Consider the following 22253-nt stretch of genomic DNA (forward strand, 5'->3'; position numbering starts at 1 on the left):
TGCGCGTTCGCCGCGGGCTGCCACTTTTCAGGGTATAATTGCCCGGCCGAAATCGAATCGCGGCACGCGTCAGGCTAAATAGGTCCCATGAACCAGTATCACGACCTGCTCGAACGCATCCTCAGCGACGGCGCGGAAAAGACCGACCGCACCGGCACCGGGACGCTGTCGATCTTCGGCCATCAGATGCGGTTCAATCTGGCATCGGGCTTCCCGCTGCTGACAACCAAGAAGCTTCATTTGAAGTCGATCGTCCACGAACTGCTGTGGTTCCTGGCGGGTGACACCAACATCAAATACCTGAACGACAACGGCGTTCGCATTTGGGACGAGTGGGCTGACGAGAACGGCAATCTCGGCCCGGTCTATGGCTCGCAGTGGCGGTCATGGCCCGCGCCGGATGGCGGCACAATCGACCAGATTTCCAATGTGATCGAGATGATCCGGAAAAATCCGGACTCGCGCAGGCTGATCGTCAGCGCGTGGAATCCGGCCGAAGTCGACAAGATGGCGTTGCCGCCGTGCCATTGCCTGTTCCAGTTCTATGTCGCGAACGGCAAGCTCTCGTGCCAGCTCTACCAGCGCTCGGCGGATGTGTTCCTCGGCGTGCCGTTCAATATCGCGTCCTACGCCCTGCTGACGATGATGGTGGCGCAGGTGACCGGACTGAAGCCCGGAGACTTCGTGCATTCGTTCGGCGATACGCATCTGTACCTGAATCATCTCGATCAGGCGCGGCTGCAACTGACGCGCCCGACGCGTCCGCTGCCGACCATGACAATCAATCCCGATGTGACGGACATCTTCTCTTTCCGCTACGAGGATTTCAAACTCGAGAACTACGATCCGCATCCGCATATCAAGGCCGAGGTCGCGGTGTGACAGCGCCGCCGTCCGGGACGTCATCTCCGCAGATCGTCTTTGTCGTTGCCGTCGCCGAGAATGGCGTCATCGGCCTCGATAATGCGATGCCGTGGCATCTCAGGTCCGATCTAAAACGCCTGAAGGCGATCACGATGGGGCGGCCTGTCATCATGGGCCGCAAGACGTTCGCGTCGATCGGCCGGCCGCTGCCGGGGCGTACCAACATTGTCGTGACCCGTGACAAGGGCTTTCAGGCGCCGGGTGTTGTCGTTGCGACGTCTCTTGAGGCCGCGCATGACATCGCGCTCGGCGATGCGCTGCGGCGTTTGGTCACTGAGATCATGGTGATCGGCGGCGCCGAGATCTTTGCGCAATGGCTGAGCAGGGCGGATCGTCTCGAAATCACCGAGGTTCATGACAAGCCTGAGGGCGACACCTTCCTTCCGCCGGTCGATCCGGCGAAATGGGAAGAAACCGCACGCGCACGTCATTCCAAAGCGGACGGCGATACGGTCGATTTCTCCTATGTCAGCTATCGGCGGCGCGGCTGAACACCGCATTTCACGCAACCGCTATCCTTGGCATTAACTGCAAACAGCATGTTTGCATTGACAAATTCGCCCTGCGCCATAGCTGTCGTGGGCGGGTGTCCTGCGTTGTAAGGACCGGCCGCGTCCCCTATAAGGCCCCAAGAGTTTGCGGAGCGTGAGCTTCGCGCGGAGGAGATCGACGATGCCGTGGAAGAATCAAGGCGGAGGCCCCTGGGGCTCCGGTCCGAAAGGTCCCTGGGGCTCCGGACCGCAATCACCGGGACCGAAGCCGCCCGATCTCGAGGATCTTCTGCGCCGTGGCCAGGACAAATTGCAGACGATGCTGCCCGGAGGAAACTTCAGCGGCATGGGCATCGCGCTGATCCTCGTCGCCGCACTGGCGATCTGGGGATTGTCCGGCTTCTTCCGCGTGCAGTCCGAAGAACTCGGCGTGGTGCTGCGCTTTGGCAAGCACGTCCGCACGGTTCAGCCCGGCCTGAACTATCATCTGCCTTATCCGATCGAGACCGTGCTGCTGCCGAAGGCGCTGCGTGTTTCGACACTCAGCATCGGCATGCGCGTCGTCGATGACTCGCGCCGCGGCGGTGGCACCACCATCCGCGACGTTCCCGAGGAAAGCCTGATGCTGACCGGCGACGAAAACATCGTCGACGTGGATTTCACCGTGCTCTGGCGCATCAAGCCCGACGGCGTCGGCGACTTCCTGTTCAACATCCAGAATCCGGAAGGCACCGTGAAGGCAGTCGCCGAGAGCGCGATGCGCGATATCATCGGCCGTTCGCAGATCCAGCCGATCCTCACCGGTGCGCGCACCACCACGGAAGCCGCGGTGCTCGAGCTGATGCAGAAGACCCTCGACAGCTACGGCTCCGGCATTCTGATCCAGCAGGTGCAGATGCAGAAGGTCGACCCGCCGTCGCAGGTGATCGACGCGTTCCGCGACGTGCAGGCGGCTCGCGCGGACCTTGAGCGTTTGCAGAACGAAGCCCAGACCTACGCCAATCGCGTCGTTCCTGATGCACGCGGTCGCGCCGCGCAGATCCTGCAGGTCGCGGAAGGCTACAAGGAGCAGGCGGTCGCCGAGGCCAAGGGCCAGAGCGCGCGCTTCCTGAAGGTCTACGACGAATACAAGAAAGCGCCGGACGTCACGCGCCAGCGCATCTATCTGGAAACGATGGAGCGTGTTCTCGGTGGAGCCGACAAGCTCGTGCTCGACCAGGGCGCGAACGGCTCGGCGCCGGGCGTCGTGCCTTATCTGCCATTGAATGAAATCGGACGCCGCACGACACCACCGGCTGCGCCACAACAAGGCGGGAGCAACCGATGAAAAACGGCATCGCAGGCATTGTCGCTCTTTTCGTTCTGCTCGTCGCAATCGTTGTCGGCTACAGCTCACTGTTCACTGTGAGCGAGACGCAGCAGGTTCTGCTTGTGCGCCTCGGCGAGCCGGTGCGCGTGGTGACGACGCCGGGCCTGAACTTCAAGGTGCCGTTCATCGACACCGTGATCAGTATCGACAAGCGCATTCTCGATCTGGAAAATCCGGCGCAGGAAGTGATCGCGTCGGACCAGAAGCGTCTCGTTGTCGATGCATTTGCGCGCTATCGCATCAAGGATGCGCTGCGCTTCTATCAAACGCTGGGTTCGATCCAGGCCGCCAACATCCAGCTCACCACGCTGCTCAACGCGTCGTTGCGTCGCGTGCTCGGCGAGGTGACCTTCATCAACGTGGTGCGCGACGAACGCGACCTTCTTATGAGCCGAATCCAGAAACAGCTCGACCGTGAAACCACCAGCTATGGCATCTCGGTGATCGATGTGCGAATTCGCCGCGCCGATCTGCCCGAGCAGAACAGCCAGGCGGTTTATCAGCGCATGCAGACCGAACGTCAGCGTGAAGCGGCCGAGTTCCGCGCGCAGGGCGGCCAGAAGGCGCAGGAAATCCGCTCCAAGGCCGACCGCGAAGCCACCGTCATCATCGCCGATGCCAACTCGCAGGCCGAGCAGGTCCGCGGTGAGGGCGACGGCGAGCGCAACAAGCTGTTCGCCGAAGCATATGGCAAGGATGCTGACTTCTTTGCGTTCTATCGCTCGATGACGGCTTACGAGAACAGCATGAAGGGCAACGACACGCGCTTCCTGTTGCGGCCAGATTCGGAGTTCTTCCGCTACTTCGCCAACCCGGCGGGCAAGCCTCCCGCCGCTGCCGGTTCCGCGCGTTAATATGCGGCGCCGCGAGCGGGATCAGGCAGGAGCCGTTTTCGGATGAAGTCGATCGGATACGGCGACCTCCTTGTCGGGGTCGGAATTATGCTGGTTCTGGAGGGATTGCTGTTCACGGCGCTCCCGAACTGGATGCGTTCGGCGATGAAAAGCGCACTGTCCTCGCCGGACAACATCCTGCGCGCCGTAGGACTGGTTTCCGCGGTGGTCGGCCTGCTCCTGATCTGGCTGGTGCGGCACTAGCACACATGAGCCGGACCCGGCCCAAAGCCGGGTTTTCGCCGTAATCGGCAGGTTGATCGCTTGAATTACGCTAAATGGTGGTGCTTGCGCACCCGTCGTGTTCAGGCGCAATCTAGATGCAAATGATCCGCCCCTTTTCAGGAGATTTTTCGACCATGTCCGATGCGTTTCAAGCATTGAGCCGCCGCCTGTTGCCGCTGGCCGCGGCTGTCGGCTTCGCCATCGTTGCGACGCCGGCGCTGGCCCGCGGACCGGAAGGCATCGCCGACGTCGCGGAGAAAGTGATTGACGCAGTCGTCAACATTTCCACTTCGCAGACCGTCGAAGCCAAGAACTCCGACAATGACAAGGGCAGCGACGAGCGCGGCAACAGGCGCGGCGCCAATCCGCAACTGCCGCCGGATTCGCCGTTCAGCGAGTTCTTCGACGAGTTCTTCAAGAACCGCCGCGGCGGTCCGGGTGGCGGCAACAATTCGCCGCGCAAGGTGAACTCGCTCGGCTCCGGCTTCATCATCGACACCGACGGCACCGTGGTGACCAACAATCACGTCATCGCCGATGCCGACGAGATCAACGTCATTCTCAACGACGGCACCAAGATCAAGGCCGAACTGATCGGCCGGGACAAGAAGAGCGACCTCGCGGTCCTGAAGTTCACGCCCGAGAAGAAAATCACCGCGGTGAAGTTCGGCAATTCCGACAGCCTGCGTCTCGGTGAGTGGGTGATAGCCATCGGCAACCCGTTCAGCCTCGGCGGTACTGTCACCGCCGGCATCGTCTCGGCGCGCAACCGCGACATCAACTCGGGGCCCTATGACAACTACATCCAGACCGATGCGGCGATCAATCGCGGCAACTCCGGCGGTCCGCTGTTCAATCTCGACGGCGAAGTCATCGGGGTAAACACCGCGATCATCTCGCCGTCGGGCGGTTCGATCGGCATCGGCTTCGCCGTGCCGTCGAAGACCGTGATGGCGGTGGTCGATCAGCTCCGCCAGTTCAAGGAAGTCCGCCGCGGCTGGCTCGGCGTCCGCATCCAGCAGGTCACCGACGAAATCGCGGAGAGCCTCAGCATCAAGCCTGCGCGCGGTGCGCTGATTGCCGGCGTCGACGACAAGGGGCCGGCAAAGCCCGCCGGCATTGAACCGGGTGACGTCGTCGTCAAGTTCGACGGCAAGGACATCAAGGAGATGAAGGATCTTCCGCGCGCTGTGGCCGACTCGCCGGTCGGCAAGGCCGTGGATGTCGTCATCATCCGGAAGGGCAAGGAAGAGACCAGGAAGGTGACCCTCGGCCGTCTCGACGATGGCGAGAAGCCGGTCGAGGCCTCGGCCAAGACCACCAGCCCGGTCGAAGCCGAAAAGCCGGTGACGCAGAAGGCGCTGGGCCTCGACCTCGCCGGCCTCAGCAAGGATCTGCGGACGCGCTACAAGATCAAGGACAGCGTCAAGGGCGTGATTGTCACCGGCGTTGACGATGGCTCCGATGCCGCCGAAAAGCGGCTCAGCGCCGGCGACGTGATCGTCGAGGTCGCGCAGGAGGCGGTGACGAATGCCGCCGACGTCAAGAAGCGAGTCGACCAGTTGAAGAAGGACGGCAAGAAGTCCGTTCTGCTTCTGGTGTCTAACGGCGCCGGCGAACTTCGCTTTGTAGCGCTGGCGGTGAAGTAACGCGCCAGATCAACAGAATAAAAAATGCCCGGCCAATGTGCCGGGCATTTTCGTTTCGGACAGCGATCGATATGCGGTTTCAGCCCGCAACGAACTCGCTGCGCTTGTAACCCTGCATGTAAAGCAGCGCGGTGAGATCGCCGTGATCGATCCGCGCGCCGGCGGCGGCCGCAACGGCGGGCTTGGCGTGATAGGCGACGCCCGCGCCGGCCTGTTCGATCATGGCAAGATCGTTGGCGCCGTCGCCGACCACCATCGTGTCCAGATTGTCGAGATCGAAGGACTCGCGCAGGTCCACCAGCGTCGCGAGCTTCGCTTCGCGTCCCAGAATTGGCTCGGCCACCTCGCCGGTCAGCTTGCCGTCCTCGACCAGCAGCACGTTGGCGCGGTTTTCCTGAAACCCGATCATTTCAGCAACAGCTTTCGTGAACAGCGTGAAACCGCCCGAGACGAGGCAGGTATAGGCGCCGTGTGCGCGCATGGTGCGGACGAGGTCGACCGCCCCCGGTGTCAGCGTAATGCGGCTCTTGAGAACTTCATCGACCACGGTGACCGGCAGGCCTTTCAGCAGCGCAACGCGTTCGCGCAGCGCCGGCTCGAACTCGATCTCGCCGCGCATGGCGCGCTCGGTGATCGCAGCGACGTGCGTCTTGAGACCGGCGAAGTCGGCCAGTTCGTCGATGCATTCCTGCCCGATCATGGTTGAATCCATGTCCGCGAGCAGCAGCTTCTTGCGCCGATCGAGCGCCGGCTGCACCACCACATCGACAGGCAGTTCGCTCAGCGCTTGGCGCAGGCGATCGGAAATTGTGCGAATGTCGTCCGTGCTGCTAAAGCGGATGTCGGCGGCTACTTCGTTGAAAAGCCATTGCGCCTGAGACGGAGAGGGAAGCGCGGCGCTGGCCGCGTCAATCACGGTGGTGTCGAGTTGGGGATCGACGGGATTGCTGATCAGCGTGGCGACGAGAGACATGACGGCTCGATGTTGAAAGATGGCATAGACGGAAAGGGTGACACCAAGGCCGTGCTTATCGCAGGGCCGACGGCCAGCGGCAAGTCGGCGCTGGCGCTCGCTCTTGCGGAAGCGACCGGCGGCGTCGTCATCAATACCGATTCCATGCAGGTTTATCGGGACTTGGGGATCATCACGGCGCGGCCTTCGGTGGAAGAAGAAGCGCGTGTTCCGCACCGGCTCTACGGATACTGCGACGCTGCGGTGAACTGCTCGGCCGGCACGTGGGTGGCGGATGCCGCCGCAGTGCTCGCGGAAGCCCGGACGGCCGGGCGTCTGCCGATTTTCATTGGCGGTACCGGCTTGTATTTCAAGGCGCTGACGCGGGGGCTGTCGGCGGTGCCGCCAATTCCGCAAGAGGTGCGTGACGATGTGCGGGCGCGGATGGAGCGCGAGGGCGTCGAAGCGTTGCATGCTGAGTTGGTGCGGCGCGATCCGGTGTCCGGCGCAAAACTCAAACCGCGCGACAGCGCGCGCATCGCGCGTGCGCTCGAGGTGATCGAGGCGACAGGGCGCGCATTGCCGGACTGGCATAGCGAAGGTCTGCCGCCGCTGCTCGAACCGGGCGGCGTCAAAGCCATATTCCTCGCGCCGGACCGCAAGGAGCTTTATGCGCGGGTCAATGCGCGCTTCGAAGGCATGCTTGAGAGGGGAGCGCTGGACGAGGTCGCGGCGCTGGCGGCCCGCAAGCTCGATCCGATGCTGCCTGCGATGAAGGCGCACGGGGTGCCGGCCCTGATCCGGCATCTTGCGGGTGAGATTACGCTGGAACAGGCGATCTACACCGGCCAGATCGACACCCGTCATTACGCCAAGCGGCAGTTCACCTGGTTCAGGCACCAATTGCCGGAGTTCGAATGGGTGGCCCCCGATGCGGCCCGGGAATGGCTCACCCATGCACTTTCGCTATCGCCAAATGCAATGAAACCGATAAGCTCCGAAACCTGAGTGCGGGCTTGACTTTCGACCTGTGGGTCGTATAACCCGCGCAACCTTTGGAAACGCTTAAACGATCATGCGCAATAAAATTACCAGCCTTCTTATTACCGTCGTACCCTGGCGCACCGCTGGGGGTAGCTGACGGCTACCCACGAGAAGGCGGTGTGCGAAGGGTCCCTCTCGGGCCCTTTTTTGTTTTTTGCGCATGACCCCGAGAGTTTGAAGCGGTTTCAAATCAGGTCATGCGGTAAGGAAGCCTCGACAAATCAGCGCCAGCGGCGCCCCGGAGCGAACCATGAGTGACAGCAAGACACACGATCCCAACCAGATGACCGGCGCGGCGATGATCGTCCGCGCGCTCAAGGACCATGGGGTCAAGCACATCTTCGGTTATCCGGGCGGCGCGGTGCTTCCGATCTACGACGAGATTTTCCAGCAGAGCGATGTCGAGCACATTCTTGTGCGGCACGAGCAGGGCGCGGGCCATGCGGCGGAGGGCTACGCGCGCTCCACCGGTTTGCCGGGCGTTGCGCTGGTGACGTCCGGGCCGGGCGCCACCAACATGGTGACGCCGCTGACCGACGCACTGATGGACTCGATCCCGCTGGTCTGCATCACCGGACAGGTTCCGACGCATCTGATTGGTAATGATGCGTTCCAGGAATGCGACACCGTCGGCATCACCCGGCCCTGCACCAAGCACAACTGGCTGGTGCGGCGGATCGAAGATCTGCCGAAGGTGCTGCATGAGGCATTCTATGTCGCGACCACGGGCCGTCCCGGTCCGGTGGTGGTGGACGTGCCGAAGGATGTGCAGTTCGCGACCGGCACCTATCATCCGCCGCGCAAATCCGACGTGCATGTTTCCTACGCTCCGCGCGTGAAGGGCGATGCCGCGCAGATCCGCAAGGCAGTGGCGCTGCTCGCGTCGGCCAAGCGGCCGGTGATCTATTCCGGCGGCGGCGTCATCAATTCCGGCCGGGAAGCTTCGAAGCTGCTGCGCGAACTGGTCGAGGTCACGGGCTTTCCGATCACCTCGACGCTGATGGGCCTTGGGGCCTATCCGGCGTCTGGCAAGAACTGGCTCGGCATGCTCGGCATGCACGGCACCTACGAAGCCAACATGGCGATGCACGACTGCGACGTCATGCTGTGCGTTGGCGCACGCTTCGACGATCGCATCACCGGCCGCACCGACGCGTTCTCGCCGAACTCGAAGAAGATTCACATCGATATCGATCCGTCGTCGATCAACAAGAACATTCGCGTCGATGTACCGATCATCGGCGATGTCGCCAATGTGCTCGGCGACATTCTGACGGTGTTCAAGGCCGAGGCGAAGAAACCGAAGATCGATCCGTGGTGGTTCGAGATCGGGCGCTGGCGTGCGCGCAACTCGCTGGCCTACAAAAAGAATGACGACATCATCCTGCCGCAGTATGCGATCCAGCGGCTGTTCGAGCTGACGAAGAAGCACGACACCTACATCACGACGGAAGTCGGCCAGCATCAGATGTGGGCGGCGCAGTTCTTCGGCTTCGAGGAGCCGCATCGCTGGATGACCTCCGGCGGTCTCGGCACCATGGGTTATGGATTGCCGGCCGCGCTCGGCGTCCAGGTCGCGCATCCGGACAGCCTCGTCATCGACATCGCGGGTGACGCCTCGGTGCAGATGACCATGCAGGAAATGTCGTCGGCGGTTCAGTATGAATTGCCGATCAAGATCTTCATCCTGAACAACCAGTACATGGGCATGGTGCGCCAGTGGCAGCAACTGCTGCACGGCAACCGGCTGTCGCATTCCTATTCCGAGGCGCTGCCGGATTTCGTCAAGCTGGCCGATGCATTCGGCTGCGTCGGGCTCCAGGTGATGAAGCCCGGCGACCTCGACGGCGCGATCAACGAGATGATCAAGGTCAAACGGCCGGTGCTGTTCGATTGCCGCGTCGCCGCGCTGGAAAACTGCTTCCCGATGATTCCGTCGGGCAAGGCGCACAACGAAATGCTGCTTCCGGCGGAAGCAAATGAAGAAGCAACGACCGCGGCGTTCGCCGGCGGCAAGGCTCTGGTTTAAAGGCGCTGGTGTGACAATGAAAGCAGAGACAATGGAACAGCCCGCATCCGCGTACTTCATGGAGGAGCGTCACGATCCGAACGAGACGCACACCTTGTCCGTGCTCGTGCAGAACGAGCCGGGTGTGCTCGCGCGCGTCATCGGCCTTTTTTCCGGCCGCGGCTACAACATCGACAGTCTCACGGTGTCGGAGACCGAGCATGCCAAGCACATGTCGCTGATCACCATCGTTACCACCGGTACGCCAATGGTGATCCAGCAGATCAAGCATCAGCTTGACCGCATGATCCCGGTCTATCGCGTCGTCGACATGACGCTGACCGGCCGCGCCATCGAACGCGAACTGGCGATGGTGAAGGTCAAGGGCACGGGCGATCTGCGGATGGAAGCGCTGCGGCTGTCGGAAGCGTTCCGCGCGCGCGTGATCGATGCCACCACCGAAAGCTTCGTGTTCGAGATCACCGGCGGCACCGCCAAGATCGATCAGTTCATCAACCTGATGGTTCCGCTCGGTCTTGTCGAAGTGTCGCGCACCGGCGTTGCGGCGATCTCCCGCGGCCCGGAAAAGATGTAATCTCGCGCGCATCCCATGAAACCGATCGACATCGTGCTGGCGGTGGTCGTCGCCGTCATCTGGGGCGTTGGCTTTGTCGCGACCCGGTTTGCGGTTGACGAGATGTCGGCGACACTGCTGACCACGCTGCGGTTTGCCATCACCGCGCTGCCGTGCCTGTTTTTGCCGCGCCCGAAATTGTCATGGGGACTGATCATTGCGATCAGCTGGCTGCTGGTCGCGCAGTTTCTGGCCCAGACCTATGGCCTGGCCCATGGCGTGCCGGCCGGTCTGACGGCGGTGATCGTGCAGAGCCAGGCGCTGTTCACGGTGGCCTTCGCGGCAATTTTCCTGCGGGAATTGCCGACGCGGATTCAGGTGCTTGGTATTGCGATCGCGATGTGCGGGTTGCTGCTGATCTGCTTTACGGTCGGCTACGACTTCAGCGTCTGGGCGTTTTCGGTGTCGATGACCGCGCCGGTCAGCTTTGCGGTTTCCAACCTGATGCTCCGCCGCGCTCAGGACGTGTCGATGCTCGACCTGTTCGCATGGATTGGCCTTTTGGCAATGGTGCCGTTGCTGATGGTGCTGTGGTTTGTCGATGGTCCCGCTGTGACATGGCAGGCATTGACTCATATGTCGCTGCTGGCGGCGCTGTGTGTGCTGGCGCTGGCGGTGCTCGGAACGACGCTTGGCTACTGGATTTGGGGCCGGCTGCTCCGGAGGTATTCCGCCGCGCAGGTGGTGCCGTTCGCGCTGCTGGTGCCGTTCTTCGGCGCGGGTGCATCGAGCCTCGTTTTCGGAGAGACGTTCGGGACGCTGCGCCTGACCGGCATGATCGTCGTTGTGTTCGGGATTGCGGTGATGCTGCTGTCGCGCCGTCCGCCGCCTCTGGTCGAGGTGGCCTGAACCATGATCTCTCAGCAACTCGCCATCGCCTTCATCGCCTTTGCCGCTGCGGCGCTGTTCACGCCGGGGCCGAACAACATCATGCTAATGGCGTCTGGGCTGAACTACGGATTTCGGCGAACATTGCCGCATGTCGCCGGTGTCACCATCGGATTCTCGTTTCTGGTTGCGGTGATCGGGCTTGGATTAGGCGCGGTATTCGCGGCCTATCCGGTGCTGCACACGATCCTGAAGTACGCGGGCGCGGCCTATCTCGTCTATCTCGCGATCATGATTGCGCTGTCCGGGCCTGCGGATACCGGCGGAGCGGGCGAGGGCAAGCCGATGACCTTCCTCGGGGCCGCAATGTTCCAGTGGGTGAACGTCAAGGGCTGGGTGATCGCAGTGGGCGCCATTACCGCCTATGCCGCCATTGCCGCCTATCCGCTGAACATCGCGGCGCTCTCGATCCTGCTGTTCCTGATCGGGCTGGGCTCCTCGCTGACCTGGGTGCTGCTCGGCACCTCGCTGCAAGCGCTGGTAAAATCCCCGCGCGCCGTCCGGATCTTCAATATCGTCATGGCCCTGCTTTTGCTGGCCTCGCTTTACCCCGTGCTGAAGGAGCCGTGAGCTTACTGCACCGCAGAAATCGGGGTTGCGGGCTTGTCTCGCACCACCAGCCGCCCTACACAACGGCGGCAATTCATCCGGGCCCTGGCCCGATCCACCCGAAAACGTTCGATAATTGGCCAATCGGGGCCGCCTGAGAAGGAAAATGAAAATGCGTGTTTATTACGATCGCGATGCCGACCTGAACCTGATCAAGGGCAAGAAGGTGGTCATCGTCGGTTACGGCAGCCAGGGCCACGCCCACGCGCTGAACCTGAAGGACTCCGGCGTCAAGGATGTCGCCATTGCGCTCCGCAAGGGCTCCGCCACCGTCAAGAAAGCCGAGAATGCCGGCTTCAAGGTGATGGAAGTTGCCGACGCCGCGAAGTGGGCCGACGTCGTGATGATGCTCACGCCTGACGAACTGCAGGGCGACATCTATCGTGAGCACCTGCACGACAACATGAAGCAGGGCGCTGCGCTGCTGTTCGCACACGGCCTCAACGTGCACTTCAACCTGATCGAGCCGCGTGCCGACCTCGACGTGCTGATGGTCGCACCGAAGGGTCCGGGCCATACCGTCCGCTCCGAGTATCAGCGTGGCGGCGGCGTGCCGACCCTGATCGCGATCCACAAGGATTCGTCGGGCAACGCGCATGACCTCGGCCTGTCCTATGCTTCCGCCATCGGCGGCGGCCGCGCGGGCGTCATCGAAACCACCTTCAAGGAAGAGTGCGAAACCGACCTGTTCGGCGAGCAGGCCGTTCTGTGCGGCGGTACCGTCGAATTGATCCGCGCCGGCTTCGAGACGCTGGTGGAAGCGGGCTACGCGCCGGAGATGGCCTACTTCGAGTGCCTGCACGAGCTGAAGCTGATCGTGGACCTGATCTACGAAGGCGGCATCGCCAACATGAACTACTCGATCTCCAACACCGCTGAGTACGGCGAGTATGTCACCGGCCCGCGCATCATCACCCCGGAAACCAAGGCCGAGATGAAGCGCGTGCTCACCGACATCCAGTCGGGCAAGTTCACCCGCGACTGGATGCTCGAGAACAAGGTCAACCAGGCCTCGTTCAAGGCGACCCGCGGCCGCAACAACGCCCACCAGATCGAGGCCGTCGGCGAGAAGCTCCGCGCCATGATGCCGTGGATCAAGGAAAAGGCTCTGGTCGACAAGACCAAGAACTGATTTCTGCCCCTTCCTTCTTGAGAAAGGCCGGTTGCCGCGAGGCAGCCGGCCTTTGCTTTTGGGGTAACTGAACGCCTGCTGAAAGCCGGCCTTAACCGAACGAAATATGTCGCAGGGCCAGTCCCTTGCGGCTACATGACGGTTACATTACGCTTTTGTGACACGCTGCGGTTTCCGGCCGCGCGGTTGGCTTCCTGGCCTTCGCCAGCCAAGGCCTCAGACAGTGCCGGGGTTAGTTCGCGTCGAGGCAATGTTGCCGCTGCCGACACCAGGTTCTCCAGCGATGAACCCGATGGCTGCCCGCCGTCGCTTTCCGTCGTAGCGGGCGGGCCGTGTCCGTTATCACCACATCGACTCCCGCCAGCAGCAAGGTTCAGCTTTGGCTGAAGTGGCTCGGCGATACCGGATGGTTATGGCGGCTACGCGTCGCGCTGATCGCCGCGATGCATCTCACGGCTATCTACGTTCTCGCCTCGGTTGAATACGGACCGTTCGCGATGACGCTGGCGCTGCTGACATGGGGGCTGCTGAACTTCCTCTGGCTAATCGCGTTTCGCCGTCCCGGCGTATCCGCGGCGTTGTCGCTGGCGCTGGTCGCAGCGCTGATCGTGCTGTCGCAGTTCAAGTACGGAATCATGCAGCTCACGCTGACGTTCCTGGATTTCCTGATCATCGACCGCGACACGGTTTCGTTCCTGCATTCGATCTTCCCGCAGCTCAAGACGCAGTCCATCGTGCTGGTGGCCATCGCCGTGCCTGTGATGTGGCTGGTCTGGCGCGCGGACCCGTTCCGGGTCCGCCGCGCGACCGCCGCTGCAGGTGCAGGCGTCTGCATGCTCGGCATCGTCGGGCTGTCGGTCGCTAATCCAGAACAGCCGTGGGAACCATTCCAGGGCGTCAATCACATCTCCAATCTGGCGCGATCCGGCGTTGTCTCTGTTTCGCATCTGACGTCGACGACGGGCTGGATCGAGGCCGACTCGAAGAGCCTTGTCGGGTCCGCGCAGGCCACGCCGCTCACCACATGCGCGCCGCGCGGCAAGCGTCCGAACATCATTATGGTGCTCGACGAATCCAGCTTCGACATCACGGCTGCCCCCGGCATCAAGGTGCCTGAGGATTATCGGAACTATTTCAAATCCTCCGACGGGCAGAGGCGTTCCTTTGTCACCGAATCCAGCGGCGGGCCGACCTGGTACACCGAGTTCAACGTGCTGACCGGTTTGTCGGCGCGGTCATTCGGCAAGATGAAGTTCTATGTCACGCGGATCACGGCGGGGAAGATTTCGCGCGGGTTGCCGCAGGCGTTGCAGCGGTGCGGGTACCGGACGTTCTCGCTGTATCCGACTTACGGGAATTTCCTCAGTGCGCGCAACTTCCAGACATCGGCAGGGGTCGGCAAGTTCATCGACATGGCCGACATGGGCGTCAGCGAGGACATGCAGCCCGACAAGTTCTATTTCGATCAGGCGTTGCAACTGATCGCGCGTGAGCGCAAGGCCGAGCAGCCGATGTTCGTTTTCGTCTACCTCACCGCCAATCACTTCCCGTGGACATCGACGTATCGTTCCGATCTGACGCCCGCCGGCTGGAAAGCGCCGGGCAACACCGGGGAAGTCGACGAATACATTCGTCGCCAAGCGATGACGGCCAACGATTATGCAAGCTTCGTGGCCCGACTGAAAAGCGAACACCCCGATGAGCCGTTCCTGCTGGTGCGGTTCGGCGACCATCAGCCCGCGATCTCGCAGAAGCTGCTGGAGCCGAAGCTGCCGCAACCGCTGCTGGCCGACCGCATCATGACCCACGATCCGCGCTACTACAAAACCTACTATGCGATCGATGCGCTCAACTACAAGCCGGATCTGTCGTCGGCTCTGGAGACGCTGGACGCGGCTTATCTGCCGCTCGCGATCCAGGATGCGGCGGGCATCCCGCTCGATCCGTCGTTCGTCGAGCAGAAGAAGATCATGCTCCGCTGCCGGGGGCTGTTCTATGCATGCAAGGATGGTGCGGAAGCGAAACGCTTCAACCGCCTTCTGATGGACGCGGGGTTCGTGAAGAACCTTTAGCGCTTCCCAATCTTCTCCCAAAGCCACCGCGCCACTGCGTCTGGCGAACTCGTGCCGTCGCCGCTGCTGGCGCGCAGGTTGGCCTCGCGCATCGTGGCGATGTCGATCTTGCCGAGCAGCGGCTGTAATGCCTCGCGCAGCTTCGTGTCACTGGTGCGTTTCGGTGCAACCAGCACCACGGCGTCGTAGGGCGGGATCGCTGCTTTCGGATCGCCCAGCACGACCAGATCGTATTTCGCGATCAGGCCGTCGCTGGTGTAGCCCGCAATCACATCCACCTCGCCGGATGCAACCGCCGCGTACATGAAGTCGGGCTGCATCTGCCGCTGCTGGCGAAAGGCGAGATTGTAACTCCGCCGCAGCGCCGCCCATTCCGGCCGAGAGAAGAACTCATAATCGCCCGCGATCGAGAGCGAGGATGCGCGCGGCGCAAGATCGGCAATGGTACGGATGCCGAGTTCTTCGGCGCGCTTGCGCGGCATCACCAGCGCATAGGCATTTTCAAATCCAAGTTCGCCGAGCAGTGAAATCCCGTGTTTGTCCTTGAGCGTTGTTGCCAGGTCGCTCAGCAATTCCTTGCGTGGCCTGATGTCGGTGCGCTTGAGCTGGTTGGCCCACAGCGTGCCGGAATAATCCACATAGACGTCGATGTCGCCGGAAGCGAGTGCCTCGAAGATCACATTGGAGCCGAGGCCTTCGCGCGGCGAGGCCGACAGCCCCGCGGCCTGCAGGCGCTGCGCGATCAGCGATGAGAGGATGTACTGCTCGGTGAATGTCTTGGCGCCGACGATATAGTTCGTTCTGGCGCGGGCCATTGCAGGCATCAGTGTGGCGGCGATCAATGCGATCAGACCAAGGCACCCCGCGACGATGCGCGTGCGGCTGTTCAGTTTCACGCCGCCTTCGATCAGCGCCAGCAACTGATCGACTGCGAGGGCCAGCAAGGCCGCGGCGGCGCAGCCGAACAGCACGAATACCCAGTTCTGCGTCTGCAATCCGGCGAAGATGTAGTTGCCCAGGCTTGTCTGGCCGATCGGCGTCGAGAGCGTCGCCGTGCCGATCACCCAGACGGCCGCGGTGCGGATGCCCGCCATGATCACCGGCAGCGCCAGCGGAAGCTCAACCATCGTGAGCGATTGCCGCTGTGTCATGCCGACACCTTCCGCGGCTTCCATGATCGCAGGATCGATCCCCTGTAATCCGGTGATGGTGTTCCGCAGCACCGGCAGCATGCTGTAGAGTGCCAGCGCCAGAACCGATGGCAGGAACCCGAAGGCCGAAAAGCCATGGCCGAACCATTGCAGCGACAGTCCGGCCAGCGCCAGTAACAGCGGATAGAACAGCGCGAGCAAGGCAAGGCCTGGGACAGTCTGCACGATGCTGGCGATGCCGAGCGTGATGTCACGCAACACCGGCCGCCGCCGCACGATCAGCGCCAGCGGAAAGCTGATCACAAGGCCGAGCGCCAGCGCCGTCAGACTGACACGGACATGACTGCCGAGATAATCGGGCAGGCGCGTCAGGGCGTCGTTCCATCGCGGATCGGACAAGAAATTCATGCCCGATCCTTTGGCAATAGTTCCTGCAATCGCTCGGCCTGACGGCGCGGCGTGTTCAGCAGTTCGCCGACATAGGCGTCGCTGCTGCTCGATAATTCCTGCGCCGCGCCTTGCGCGACCAGACGCCCGGCGCGCATCACCGCGACACGATCCGCGAGCAGCAGCGCTTCCGCCATGTCGTGGGTGATCATCACAGTGGTCAAGCCGAGGCTGCGATGGAGCGCACGATAGTCTTCGCCAAGCGCATCGCGGGTGAGGGGATCGAGCGCGCCGAACGGCTCGTCCATCAGCACGATCTTCGGATTTGCCGCCAGTGCGCGCGCCACGCCGACGCGCTGGCGCTGGCCGCCGGAGAGTTCGTGCGGAAACCGGTCTTTGTGCGCCCGCTCCAGTCGGACCAGATCGATCAATTCATCGACGCGCGCGGAGATCTTTTGAGCCGGGGTGCCCAGCAGCCGCGGTGTGATGCCGATATTGTCTGCGACGGTCATGTGCGGGAACAGCCCGCCGCTCTGGAATACGTATCCGATGCTTCGGCGAAGCGCGATGGGATCGAGGCCGCGCACATCGTCACCGTGAACGCGCACAGTGCCGCTGTCGGGGGCGATCAGGCGGTTGGCCAGCCGCAACAGCGTGGTTTTGCCGGAGCCGGAGCCGCCGACGACGGCCAGAAATTCTCCGGCCGTCACATTAAGCGAGACGCCGTCGACGGCCTTGATACGGCCCCGCTCGAAGCTCTTGCCGACATTTTCGTAGGCGATGGACGGCGCGGCACTGGTCATGCCGCATGATGGACCATCGGTGCTAGGCTGTCGACGGGCCGTGCGCTGCCGTGTAGCGTGCCGCGATCAATCGGAGAGTTTTCGTTATGGCCAGGAACGGCAAGTCCGCGCAACCGAGCGCGAAACAGTTGAAGTCCTATGTGGACCCGTTCCGGGTCGATGGTTCGCAGGAATTTCACCTCAAATCACACAAGCCCGACGAGAAGGGCGGTCTCGACAAGGACGCGGCGCGCGCGCTCGTCGACGCCAATCGCGGAAGAATGCGCGAACTGCAGGAGAAGCTTTATGCGCAGGATCGCTGGTCGGTTCTGCTGATTTTTCAGGGCATGGACGCCGCCGGCAAGGACAGCGCAATTGAAAACGTGATGTCGGGCATTAATCCGCAAGGCTGCCAGGTCTATTCGTTCAAGCAGCCGTCCACGAAAGAACTCGATCACGATTTCATGTGGCGGACCTCGAAGTGCGCGCCCGAGCGCGGGCGGATCGGCATCTTCAATCGTTCCTATTACGAAGAGGTGCTGGTGGTTCGTGTGCACCCGGAGATTTTGGCGAAGCAGCGGATTCCGCCCGAACTGGTGACGAAGAATATCTGGCGCGAACGCTTCGAGGATATTGCGTCGTACGAGAGATACCTTGCGCGCAACGGCACGCTGATCCTGAAATTCTTTCTCAACATTTCCAAAGAGGAGCAGCGCCAGCGTTTTCTCGATCGGCTCGATCAGCCGGCGAAGAACTGGAAGTTCTCGCTCGGCGATGTGGCTGAGCGCAAATTATGGGACAAGTATCAGGCGGCCTATCAGGATCTGATCCATCATACGTCGGCAAAGCACGCGCCGTGGATTGTCGTGCCGGCGGACCACAAATGGTTCGCCCGCCTCGTGATCAGCTCAGCCATTGTGACCGCGATGGAAAAACTCGACCTGAAATTTCCTGAGGTGGACAAAAGCGACGCCGGAGAATTGAAAAAAGTGAAGGTCGCCCTCGAACGAGAGGGACGGAGCGCGGCCGTTCGTGTGCCGAAAGCAAAGGTTGCGCCCTCGAAAAAGGGAACTGGTTGATAGGATTACGACCCCCATCGGTCTGCCCCCGCAATTCACAGTTCCCACATTGCGGGTTGCCGAGAGCGCCTGCCGAAAATATTATGCAGATGGGCGAGGATTCTTTCTGTGGCTAGTCTGCGAACGCTTGGTTTATTGGTTGTCTTGATCGGCCTCGGCGCCGCATCGAGCCCGATGGCCTATGCCGAGTGGTGGAAGCTCTATGCGCCGAAAGACTTCGAGGAATGTTCCCAAGGCGCGGAACAGCCGGGTCTGTCGAAGGATGCCCAGGCAAAGATCATCTCGGAGTGCGATTCAAAATTCGCAGGCCGCCGCAAAGCTGGCGGCGGCTACACTTATTTCGATTTCATGCAAAATCGTCACTTCGACATCGCGGGCCCTAATCCCACGCCGCAAGAACTAAAGCGGATGGATCAGGACTATCTGGCCTATCTGGAAACAAACCCGGAAACGCCGACCGAGGTCGTTGATACGGGTCAGGCACTCGCCGCGATTACCAACCAGATGAAGCCGGTCATTGATCAGAAACCGGCGGTTCGGACCAAAGCCACGGCCGTGGCCGTGGAGACGCCGCCTGCTGCCTCACCGGCACGCGTTCGCAAGAAAGACGTCTGCAAAGACGACGCTCTGTCATGCGGGTTGGCGAAAATCACGGACACCGTGAAAAGCCTGAAGCACGCCGTGCTGGGCGCGGACGCCGGCGTGAAGCGGCCACCTGGCGACCTCTCGAGGTCGCGGCCCGCGGGTGGAGCCTGACGGCTCGTCCGCGTATAGGGCAGCCTTGCTGACCAATCTTTGGCGTTGCGGCACCGCGCTTTTCTCGTCTAGAACAGCCTGAGGGAACGCGTCGGCAACCATCCATCAACGGTTTTGGGCCGATTATGCGTTTTTCGGGGACTGAATCGATGATTCGCGGCGGCATTCAGGAACAGCAGGGAACGGTGGCATTCGCCGCCTGCCTCGACGCGATTCCTGCTGCGCCGATGTCGTCCCTTCTTGGCGGGCTTCTGCTTCTTATCTGCCCCTGAGGGCCGTCTGGGCTTTTGCGCCTGGGCACTCAGGGGTTCGACGACAGCACCGAAACCCGAGCGCCCTGATGTGGCGCATCTGACCAAAGGATTTTCCCAATGACCACCGCGAACAAGTCCGACAAGGACCGCGTCGTTATCTTCGATACCACCCTGCGCGATGGCGAGCAGTGCCCGGGCGCAACCATGACGTTCGAGGAAAAGCTCGAGGTCGCGGATCTGCTCGACTCCATGGGTGTCGATATTATCGAGGCCGGTTTTCCGATCGCCTCGGATGGCGATTTTGAAGCCGTCCGCGAGATCGCCAAGCGCACCAAGAACGCGGTGGTTTGCGGCCTCTCCCGCGCGGCCCACAAGGACATCGACCGCTGCGCCGAAGCTATCCGCCCGGCGCGGCGCGGCCGCATCCACACGTTCCTGTCCACCTCGCCGGTGCACATGAAGTACAAGCTGCAGATGGAGCCGAAGGACGTGCATGAAATGGTGATCTCGCAGGTCACCCGTGCGCGCAACCACACCGACGACGTCGAGTGGTCGTCGGAAGACGGCACCCGCACCGAATTCGACTTCCTGTGCCGCTGCGTGGAATCGGCGATCAAGGCCGGTGCCACCACCATCAACATCCCGGACACCGTCGGCTACAGCGTGCCGGAAGAATACTACGACCTGTTCAAGCGGGTGCGCGAGACGGTGCCGAATTCCGACAAGGCGGTGTTCTCGGTTCATTGCCACAACGACCTCGGCATGGCGGTGGCGAATTCGCTGGCCGGTGTGCGCGCGGGTGCGCGGCAGATCGAGTGCACTATCAACGGCATCGGCGAACGCGCGGGCAATGCCGCGCTCGAGGAAGTCGTGATGGCGATGCGCGTACGTAACGACAAGTTGCCGTACTGGAACAACATCGACACCACGATGCTGACGCGAGCATCGAAATCGGTGGCGGCGGCGACGTCGTTCCCGGTCCAGTACAACAAGGCCATCGTCGGGCGTAACGCTTTCGCTCACGAGAGCGGCATCCATCAGGACGGCATGCTGAAGAACGCGCAGACCTACGAAATCATGCTGCCGGAAACGGTCGGCGTGAAGCAGACCTCGCTGGTGATGGGCAAGCATTCGGGTCGCCATGCTTTCATCCACAAGCTGGAGGAGATGGGTTACAAGCTCGCCAGCAACCAGCTGGAAGACGCCTTCGTGCGCTTCAAGGCTTTGGCCGACCGCAAGAAGGACATCTACGACGAAGACATCGAGGCGCTGGTCGATCAGGAGATCGCGGAATCACACGACCGAATTCATCTCGTGTCGCTGACCGTCATCGCGGGTACGCATGGTCCGCAGCGCGCGACCATGAAGCTCGATATCGAAGGCCAGATCAAAATCGAGGAAGCCGAGGGCAACGGTCCGGTGGACGCAACGTTCAACTGCATCAAGTCGCTGGTGCCGAACGAAGCGAAGCTGGAACTCTATCAGGTCCACGCCGTGACCGCTGGCACCGATGCGCAGGCTGAGGTCTCGGTACGGCTGTCGCAGGACGGACGTTCCGTCACGGCACGCGCTGCGGACCCTGACACTTTGGTGGCTTCGGCCAAGGCGTATCTCAGCGCCCTGAACAAAATCGTCATGAAGAAGCAGCGTGACATGCCTGCGGTGGCTGCCGCGGGACACTGATCGCCCTTTCATCTGAACTAACGAAACGCGGTGCATCTTTGATGCACCGCGTTTTGCGTTGCAGCAATCGCGCGTTACGACCCCTGCTAACGGGCAATGGTCTTGACCACGCCGGTCTGCGATGATCCGGTCTGGTTCAGAAAAACTGGAGCTGCGGAACTGCCGTGGCCCAACCAAGCCTCCGGGAGGAAACATGAAAAAACTCATTCTGGCTGCGGCCTCAGTCGCAGTGCTCGCGCTCGTTGGCCCCGCCACGGCGCAATCGCCGATCGTCATCAAGTTCAGCCATGTCGTCGCGCCGAATACGCCGAAGGGGCAGGGCGCCGAGAGGTTCAAGCAACTCGCCGAGAAGTACACAAACGGCAAGGTGAAGGTTGAGGTCTACCCGAACTCGCAACTCTACAAGGACAAGGAAGAAGTCGAGGCGCTTCAGCTCGGCGCAGTCCAAATGCTTGCGCCGTCGCTTGCCAAGTTCGGCCCGCTTGGCGTGAAGGAATTCGAGGTGTTCGATCTGCCCTACATCCTTCCGGACAAGGCGGCTCTCGGACGCATCACCAAGGGCCCGATCGGCAAAAGCCTTCTGGCGAAGCTCGAGCCGAAAGGCATCACGGGTCTCGCTTACTGGGACAACGGCTTCAAGATCATGACGGCCAACAAGCCGATGCATAAGGTCGCCGACTTTCAGGGCCTGAAGATGCGCATCCAGTCGTCGAAGGTTCTCGAAGCCGAAATGCGCGCGCTTGGCGCCATTCCGCAGGTGCTGGCGTTCTCGGAAGTCTATCAGGCGATGCAGACCGGCGTCGTCGACGGTAACGAGAACACACCGTCGAACGTCTACACCCAGAAGATGCACGAAGTGCAGAAGCACGCCACGCTCTCCAACCACGGCTACATCGGCTACGCGGTGATCGTGAACAAGAAGTTCTGGGATGGCCTTCCTGCCGACGTAAAGCCGCAGGTCGAGAAGGCGATGGCGGAGGCGACCGAATTTGCGAACGACATCTCGCAGAAGGAAAACGACGATGCCATCGCGGCGATGAAGAAGGCCGGAACCACGACCTTTTATGAACTGACACCCGCAGAGCGCGCCGAGTGGATGAAGGCCCTCGAGCCGGTGACTCAGGAGATGGCTTCGCGCGTCGGCAAGGATCTGATCGCGGCGTTCCAGAAGGAAGCCAACGCCAAGACCAACTAAGGCGGTTTTCGCGATAGGATAAGTGGTCCGGGATTCGACCCGGGCCACGCCCGTCTGATAAGGTGACGCGGGGCAT

General features: G+C 61.8%; 21 protein-coding genes. 18 read left to right on the plus strand and 3 right to left on the minus strand.

Annotated elements, in window-relative coordinates; translation table 11 throughout:
- Positions 1-87 precede the first annotated feature (87 nt).
- The 6 genes from ACP7AL_RS07675 to ACP7AL_RS07700 all read left to right on the plus strand — a co-directional run bounded on the left by ACP7AL_RS07675 (position 88) and on the right by ACP7AL_RS07700 (position 5551).
- Complete coding sequence (locus ACP7AL_RS07675; protein ID WP_425990348.1) at positions 88-882, plus strand: thymidylate synthase; 795 nt, start codon at positions 88-90, stop codon at positions 880-882.
- Positions 879-1415, plus strand: a complete 537-nt coding sequence (locus ACP7AL_RS07680; RefSeq protein ID WP_425990350.1) for a dihydrofolate reductase — start codon at positions 879-881, stop codon at positions 1413-1415. The genes ACP7AL_RS07675 and ACP7AL_RS07680 overlap by 4 nt, the downstream gene beginning before the upstream one ends.
- A 181-nt stretch (positions 1416-1596) precedes the next feature.
- On the plus strand, positions 1597-2742 hold the full coding sequence (gene hflK / locus ACP7AL_RS07685) for an FtsH protease activity modulator HflK (RefSeq protein WP_425990352.1): 1146 nt from the start codon (positions 1597-1599) through the stop codon (positions 2740-2742).
- Positions 2739-3638, plus strand: a complete 900-nt coding sequence (hflC, locus tag ACP7AL_RS07690; protein ID WP_425990354.1) for a protease modulator HflC — start codon at positions 2739-2741, stop codon at positions 3636-3638. Before hflK ends, hflC begins: the two co-directional genes overlap by 4 nt.
- A gap of 42 nt (positions 3639-3680) precedes the next feature.
- Positions 3681-3881 (plus strand): DUF2065 domain-containing protein, encoded by a 201-nt coding sequence (locus tag ACP7AL_RS07695; RefSeq protein ID WP_425990356.1) that lies wholly within the window; start codon positions 3681-3683, stop codon positions 3879-3881.
- A gap of 155 nt (positions 3882-4036) precedes the next feature.
- The gene (locus tag ACP7AL_RS07700) at positions 4037-5551 is read left to right on the plus strand and encodes a DegQ family serine endoprotease (protein WP_006021669.1); all 1515 of its coding nucleotides are present in this window, start codon (positions 4037-4039) and stop codon (positions 5549-5551) included.
- Positions 5552-5630: 79 nt separating this feature from the next.
- Here ACP7AL_RS07700 and serB read toward each other — a convergent pair whose 3' ends face one another.
- On the minus strand, positions 5631-6524 hold the full coding sequence (gene serB, locus ACP7AL_RS07705; RefSeq protein WP_425990358.1) for a phosphoserine phosphatase SerB: 894 nt from the start codon (positions 6522-6524) through the stop codon (positions 5631-5633).
- Positions 6525-6533: 9 nt separating this feature from the next.
- Between serB and miaA the strand changes: the two genes are divergently transcribed.
- The 7 genes from miaA to ACP7AL_RS07740 all read left to right on the plus strand — a co-directional run bounded on the left by miaA (position 6534) and on the right by ACP7AL_RS07740 (position 14890).
- On the plus strand, positions 6534-7511 hold the full coding sequence (miaA, locus tag ACP7AL_RS07710; protein ID WP_425990360.1) for a tRNA (adenosine(37)-N6)-dimethylallyltransferase MiaA: 978 nt from the start codon (positions 6534-6536) through the stop codon (positions 7509-7511).
- A 286-nt stretch (positions 7512-7797) separates the two neighbouring features.
- Positions 7798-9576, plus strand: coding sequence for an acetolactate synthase 3 large subunit (locus ACP7AL_RS07715; RefSeq protein ID WP_425990362.1), 1779 nt, complete (start codon positions 7798-7800; stop codon positions 9574-9576).
- Positions 9577-9607: 31 nt separating this feature from the next.
- A complete protein-coding gene (gene ilvN / locus ACP7AL_RS07720) occupies positions 9608-10150 on the plus strand; it encodes an acetolactate synthase small subunit (RefSeq protein WP_006021663.1) in 543 nt (180 codons plus the stop codon).
- 15 nt (positions 10151-10165) lie between these two features.
- On the plus strand, positions 10166-11038 hold the full coding sequence (locus ACP7AL_RS07725) for an EamA family transporter (RefSeq protein ID WP_006021662.1): 873 nt from the start codon (positions 10166-10168) through the stop codon (positions 11036-11038).
- A 3-nt stretch (positions 11039-11041) separates the two neighbouring features.
- A complete protein-coding gene (locus tag ACP7AL_RS07730) occupies positions 11042-11647 on the plus strand; it encodes a LysE family translocator (RefSeq protein ID WP_425990365.1) in 606 nt (201 codons plus the stop codon).
- Positions 11648-11798: 151 nt separating this feature from the next.
- A complete protein-coding gene (gene ilvC / locus ACP7AL_RS07735) occupies positions 11799-12818 on the plus strand; it encodes a ketol-acid reductoisomerase (protein WP_006021660.1) in 1020 nt (339 codons plus the stop codon).
- Positions 12819-13150: 332 nt separating this feature from the next.
- Positions 13151-14890 (plus strand): LTA synthase family protein, encoded by a 1740-nt coding sequence (locus ACP7AL_RS07740; RefSeq protein WP_425990367.1) that lies wholly within the window; start codon positions 13151-13153, stop codon positions 14888-14890.
- On the opposite strand, the gene ACP7AL_RS07745 is transcribed toward ACP7AL_RS07740, so the two are convergent.
- Both ACP7AL_RS07745 and ACP7AL_RS07750 read right to left on the minus strand, forming a co-directional pair.
- On the minus strand, positions 14887-16449 hold the full coding sequence (locus ACP7AL_RS07745) for a glycine betaine ABC transporter substrate-binding protein (protein WP_425990369.1): 1563 nt from the start codon (positions 16447-16449) through the stop codon (positions 14887-14889). The two genes, ACP7AL_RS07740 and ACP7AL_RS07745, sit on opposite strands and share 4 nt — an antisense overlap.
- Complete coding sequence (locus ACP7AL_RS07750) at positions 16446-17231, minus strand: ATP-binding cassette domain-containing protein (RefSeq protein WP_425990371.1); 786 nt, start codon at positions 17229-17231, stop codon at positions 16446-16448. The genes ACP7AL_RS07745 and ACP7AL_RS07750 overlap by 4 nt, the downstream gene beginning before the upstream one ends.
- Before the next feature lie 86 nt (positions 17232-17317).
- On the opposite strand from ACP7AL_RS07750, the gene ACP7AL_RS07755 reads away from it, so the two are divergent.
- From ACP7AL_RS07755 to ACP7AL_RS07775, 5 genes are all read left to right on the plus strand, one after another.
- Positions 17318-18289: a polyphosphate kinase 2 family protein gene (locus tag ACP7AL_RS07755; protein WP_425990373.1), complete on the plus strand. Its 972-nt coding sequence runs from the start codon at positions 17318-17320 to the stop codon at positions 18287-18289.
- A gap of 108 nt (positions 18290-18397) precedes the next feature.
- Positions 18398-19045 carry a hypothetical protein gene (locus ACP7AL_RS07760; RefSeq protein ID WP_425990375.1) on the plus strand — a complete coding sequence of 216 codons (648 nt, stop codon included), beginning with the start codon at positions 18398-18400 and terminating at the stop codon, positions 19043-19045.
- Positions 19046-19194: 149 nt separating this feature from the next.
- Complete coding sequence (locus ACP7AL_RS07765) at positions 19195-19317, plus strand: hypothetical protein (protein WP_006021654.1); 123 nt, start codon at positions 19195-19197, stop codon at positions 19315-19317.
- 99 nt (positions 19318-19416) lie between these two features.
- Entirely contained in the window at positions 19417-20982 is a 1566-nt protein-coding gene (locus ACP7AL_RS07770) for a 2-isopropylmalate synthase (RefSeq protein ID WP_006021653.1), read from the plus strand.
- A gap of 193 nt (positions 20983-21175) precedes the next feature.
- Positions 21176-22177, plus strand: a complete 1002-nt coding sequence (locus ACP7AL_RS07775) for a TRAP transporter substrate-binding protein (RefSeq protein WP_425990377.1) — start codon at positions 21176-21178, stop codon at positions 22175-22177.
- Positions 22178-22253 lie beyond the last annotated feature (76 nt).

This window comes from Afipia sp. DC4300-2b1, assembly GCF_049895725.1.
Taxonomy (GTDB): domain Bacteria; phylum Pseudomonadota; class Alphaproteobacteria; order Rhizobiales; family Xanthobacteraceae; genus Afipia; species Afipia broomeae.

What these genes read in the sequence shown, in the direction of transcription:
- ACP7AL_RS07715 (WP_425990362.1), top strand. Translation starts at nt 7,798, where the DNA reads ATGAGTGACAGCAAGACACACGATCCCAACCAGATGACCGGCGCGGCG.
- ACP7AL_RS07730 (WP_425990365.1), top strand. Translation starts at nt 11,042, where the DNA reads ATGATCTCTCAGCAACTCGCCATCGCCTTCATCGCCTTTGCCGCTGCG.
- ACP7AL_RS07700 (WP_006021669.1), top strand. Translation starts at nt 4,037, where the DNA reads ATGTCCGATGCGTTTCAAGCATTGAGCCGCCGCCTGTTGCCGCTGGCC.
- ACP7AL_RS07745 (WP_425990369.1), bottom strand. Translation starts at nt 16,449, where the DNA reads ATGAATTTCTTGTCCGATCCGCGATGGAACGACGCCCTGACGCGCCTG.
- hflC (WP_425990354.1), top strand. Translation starts at nt 2,739, where the DNA reads ATGAAAAACGGCATCGCAGGCATTGTCGCTCTTTTCGTTCTGCTCGTC.
- ACP7AL_RS07770 (WP_006021653.1), top strand. Translation starts at nt 19,417, where the DNA reads ATGACCACCGCGAACAAGTCCGACAAGGACCGCGTCGTTATCTTCGAT.
- ACP7AL_RS07725 (WP_006021662.1), top strand. Translation starts at nt 10,166, where the DNA reads ATGAAACCGATCGACATCGTGCTGGCGGTGGTCGTCGCCGTCATCTGG.
- hflK (WP_425990352.1), top strand. Translation starts at nt 1,597, where the DNA reads ATGCCGTGGAAGAATCAAGGCGGAGGCCCCTGGGGCTCCGGTCCGAAA.
- serB (WP_425990358.1), bottom strand. Translation starts at nt 6,524, where the DNA reads ATGTCTCTCGTCGCCACGCTGATCAGCAATCCCGTCGATCCCCAACTC.
- miaA (WP_425990360.1), top strand. Translation starts at nt 6,534, where the DNA reads ATGTTGAAAGATGGCATAGACGGAAAGGGTGACACCAAGGCCGTGCTT.
- ACP7AL_RS07750 (WP_425990371.1), bottom strand. Translation starts at nt 17,231, where the DNA reads ATGACCAGTGCCGCGCCGTCCATCGCCTACGAAAATGTCGGCAAGAGC.
- ACP7AL_RS07695 (WP_425990356.1), top strand. Translation starts at nt 3,681, where the DNA reads ATGAAGTCGATCGGATACGGCGACCTCCTTGTCGGGGTCGGAATTATG.
- ACP7AL_RS07755 (WP_425990373.1), top strand. Translation starts at nt 17,318, where the DNA reads ATGGCCAGGAACGGCAAGTCCGCGCAACCGAGCGCGAAACAGTTGAAG.
- ACP7AL_RS07765 (WP_006021654.1), top strand. Translation starts at nt 19,195, where the DNA reads ATGATTCGCGGCGGCATTCAGGAACAGCAGGGAACGGTGGCATTCGCC.
- ACP7AL_RS07775 (WP_425990377.1), top strand. Translation starts at nt 21,176, where the DNA reads ATGAAAAAACTCATTCTGGCTGCGGCCTCAGTCGCAGTGCTCGCGCTC.
- ilvC (WP_006021660.1), top strand. Translation starts at nt 11,799, where the DNA reads ATGCGTGTTTATTACGATCGCGATGCCGACCTGAACCTGATCAAGGGC.
- ilvN (WP_006021663.1), top strand. Translation starts at nt 9,608, where the DNA reads ATGGAACAGCCCGCATCCGCGTACTTCATGGAGGAGCGTCACGATCCG.
- ACP7AL_RS07675 (WP_425990348.1), top strand. Translation starts at nt 88, where the DNA reads ATGAACCAGTATCACGACCTGCTCGAACGCATCCTCAGCGACGGCGCG.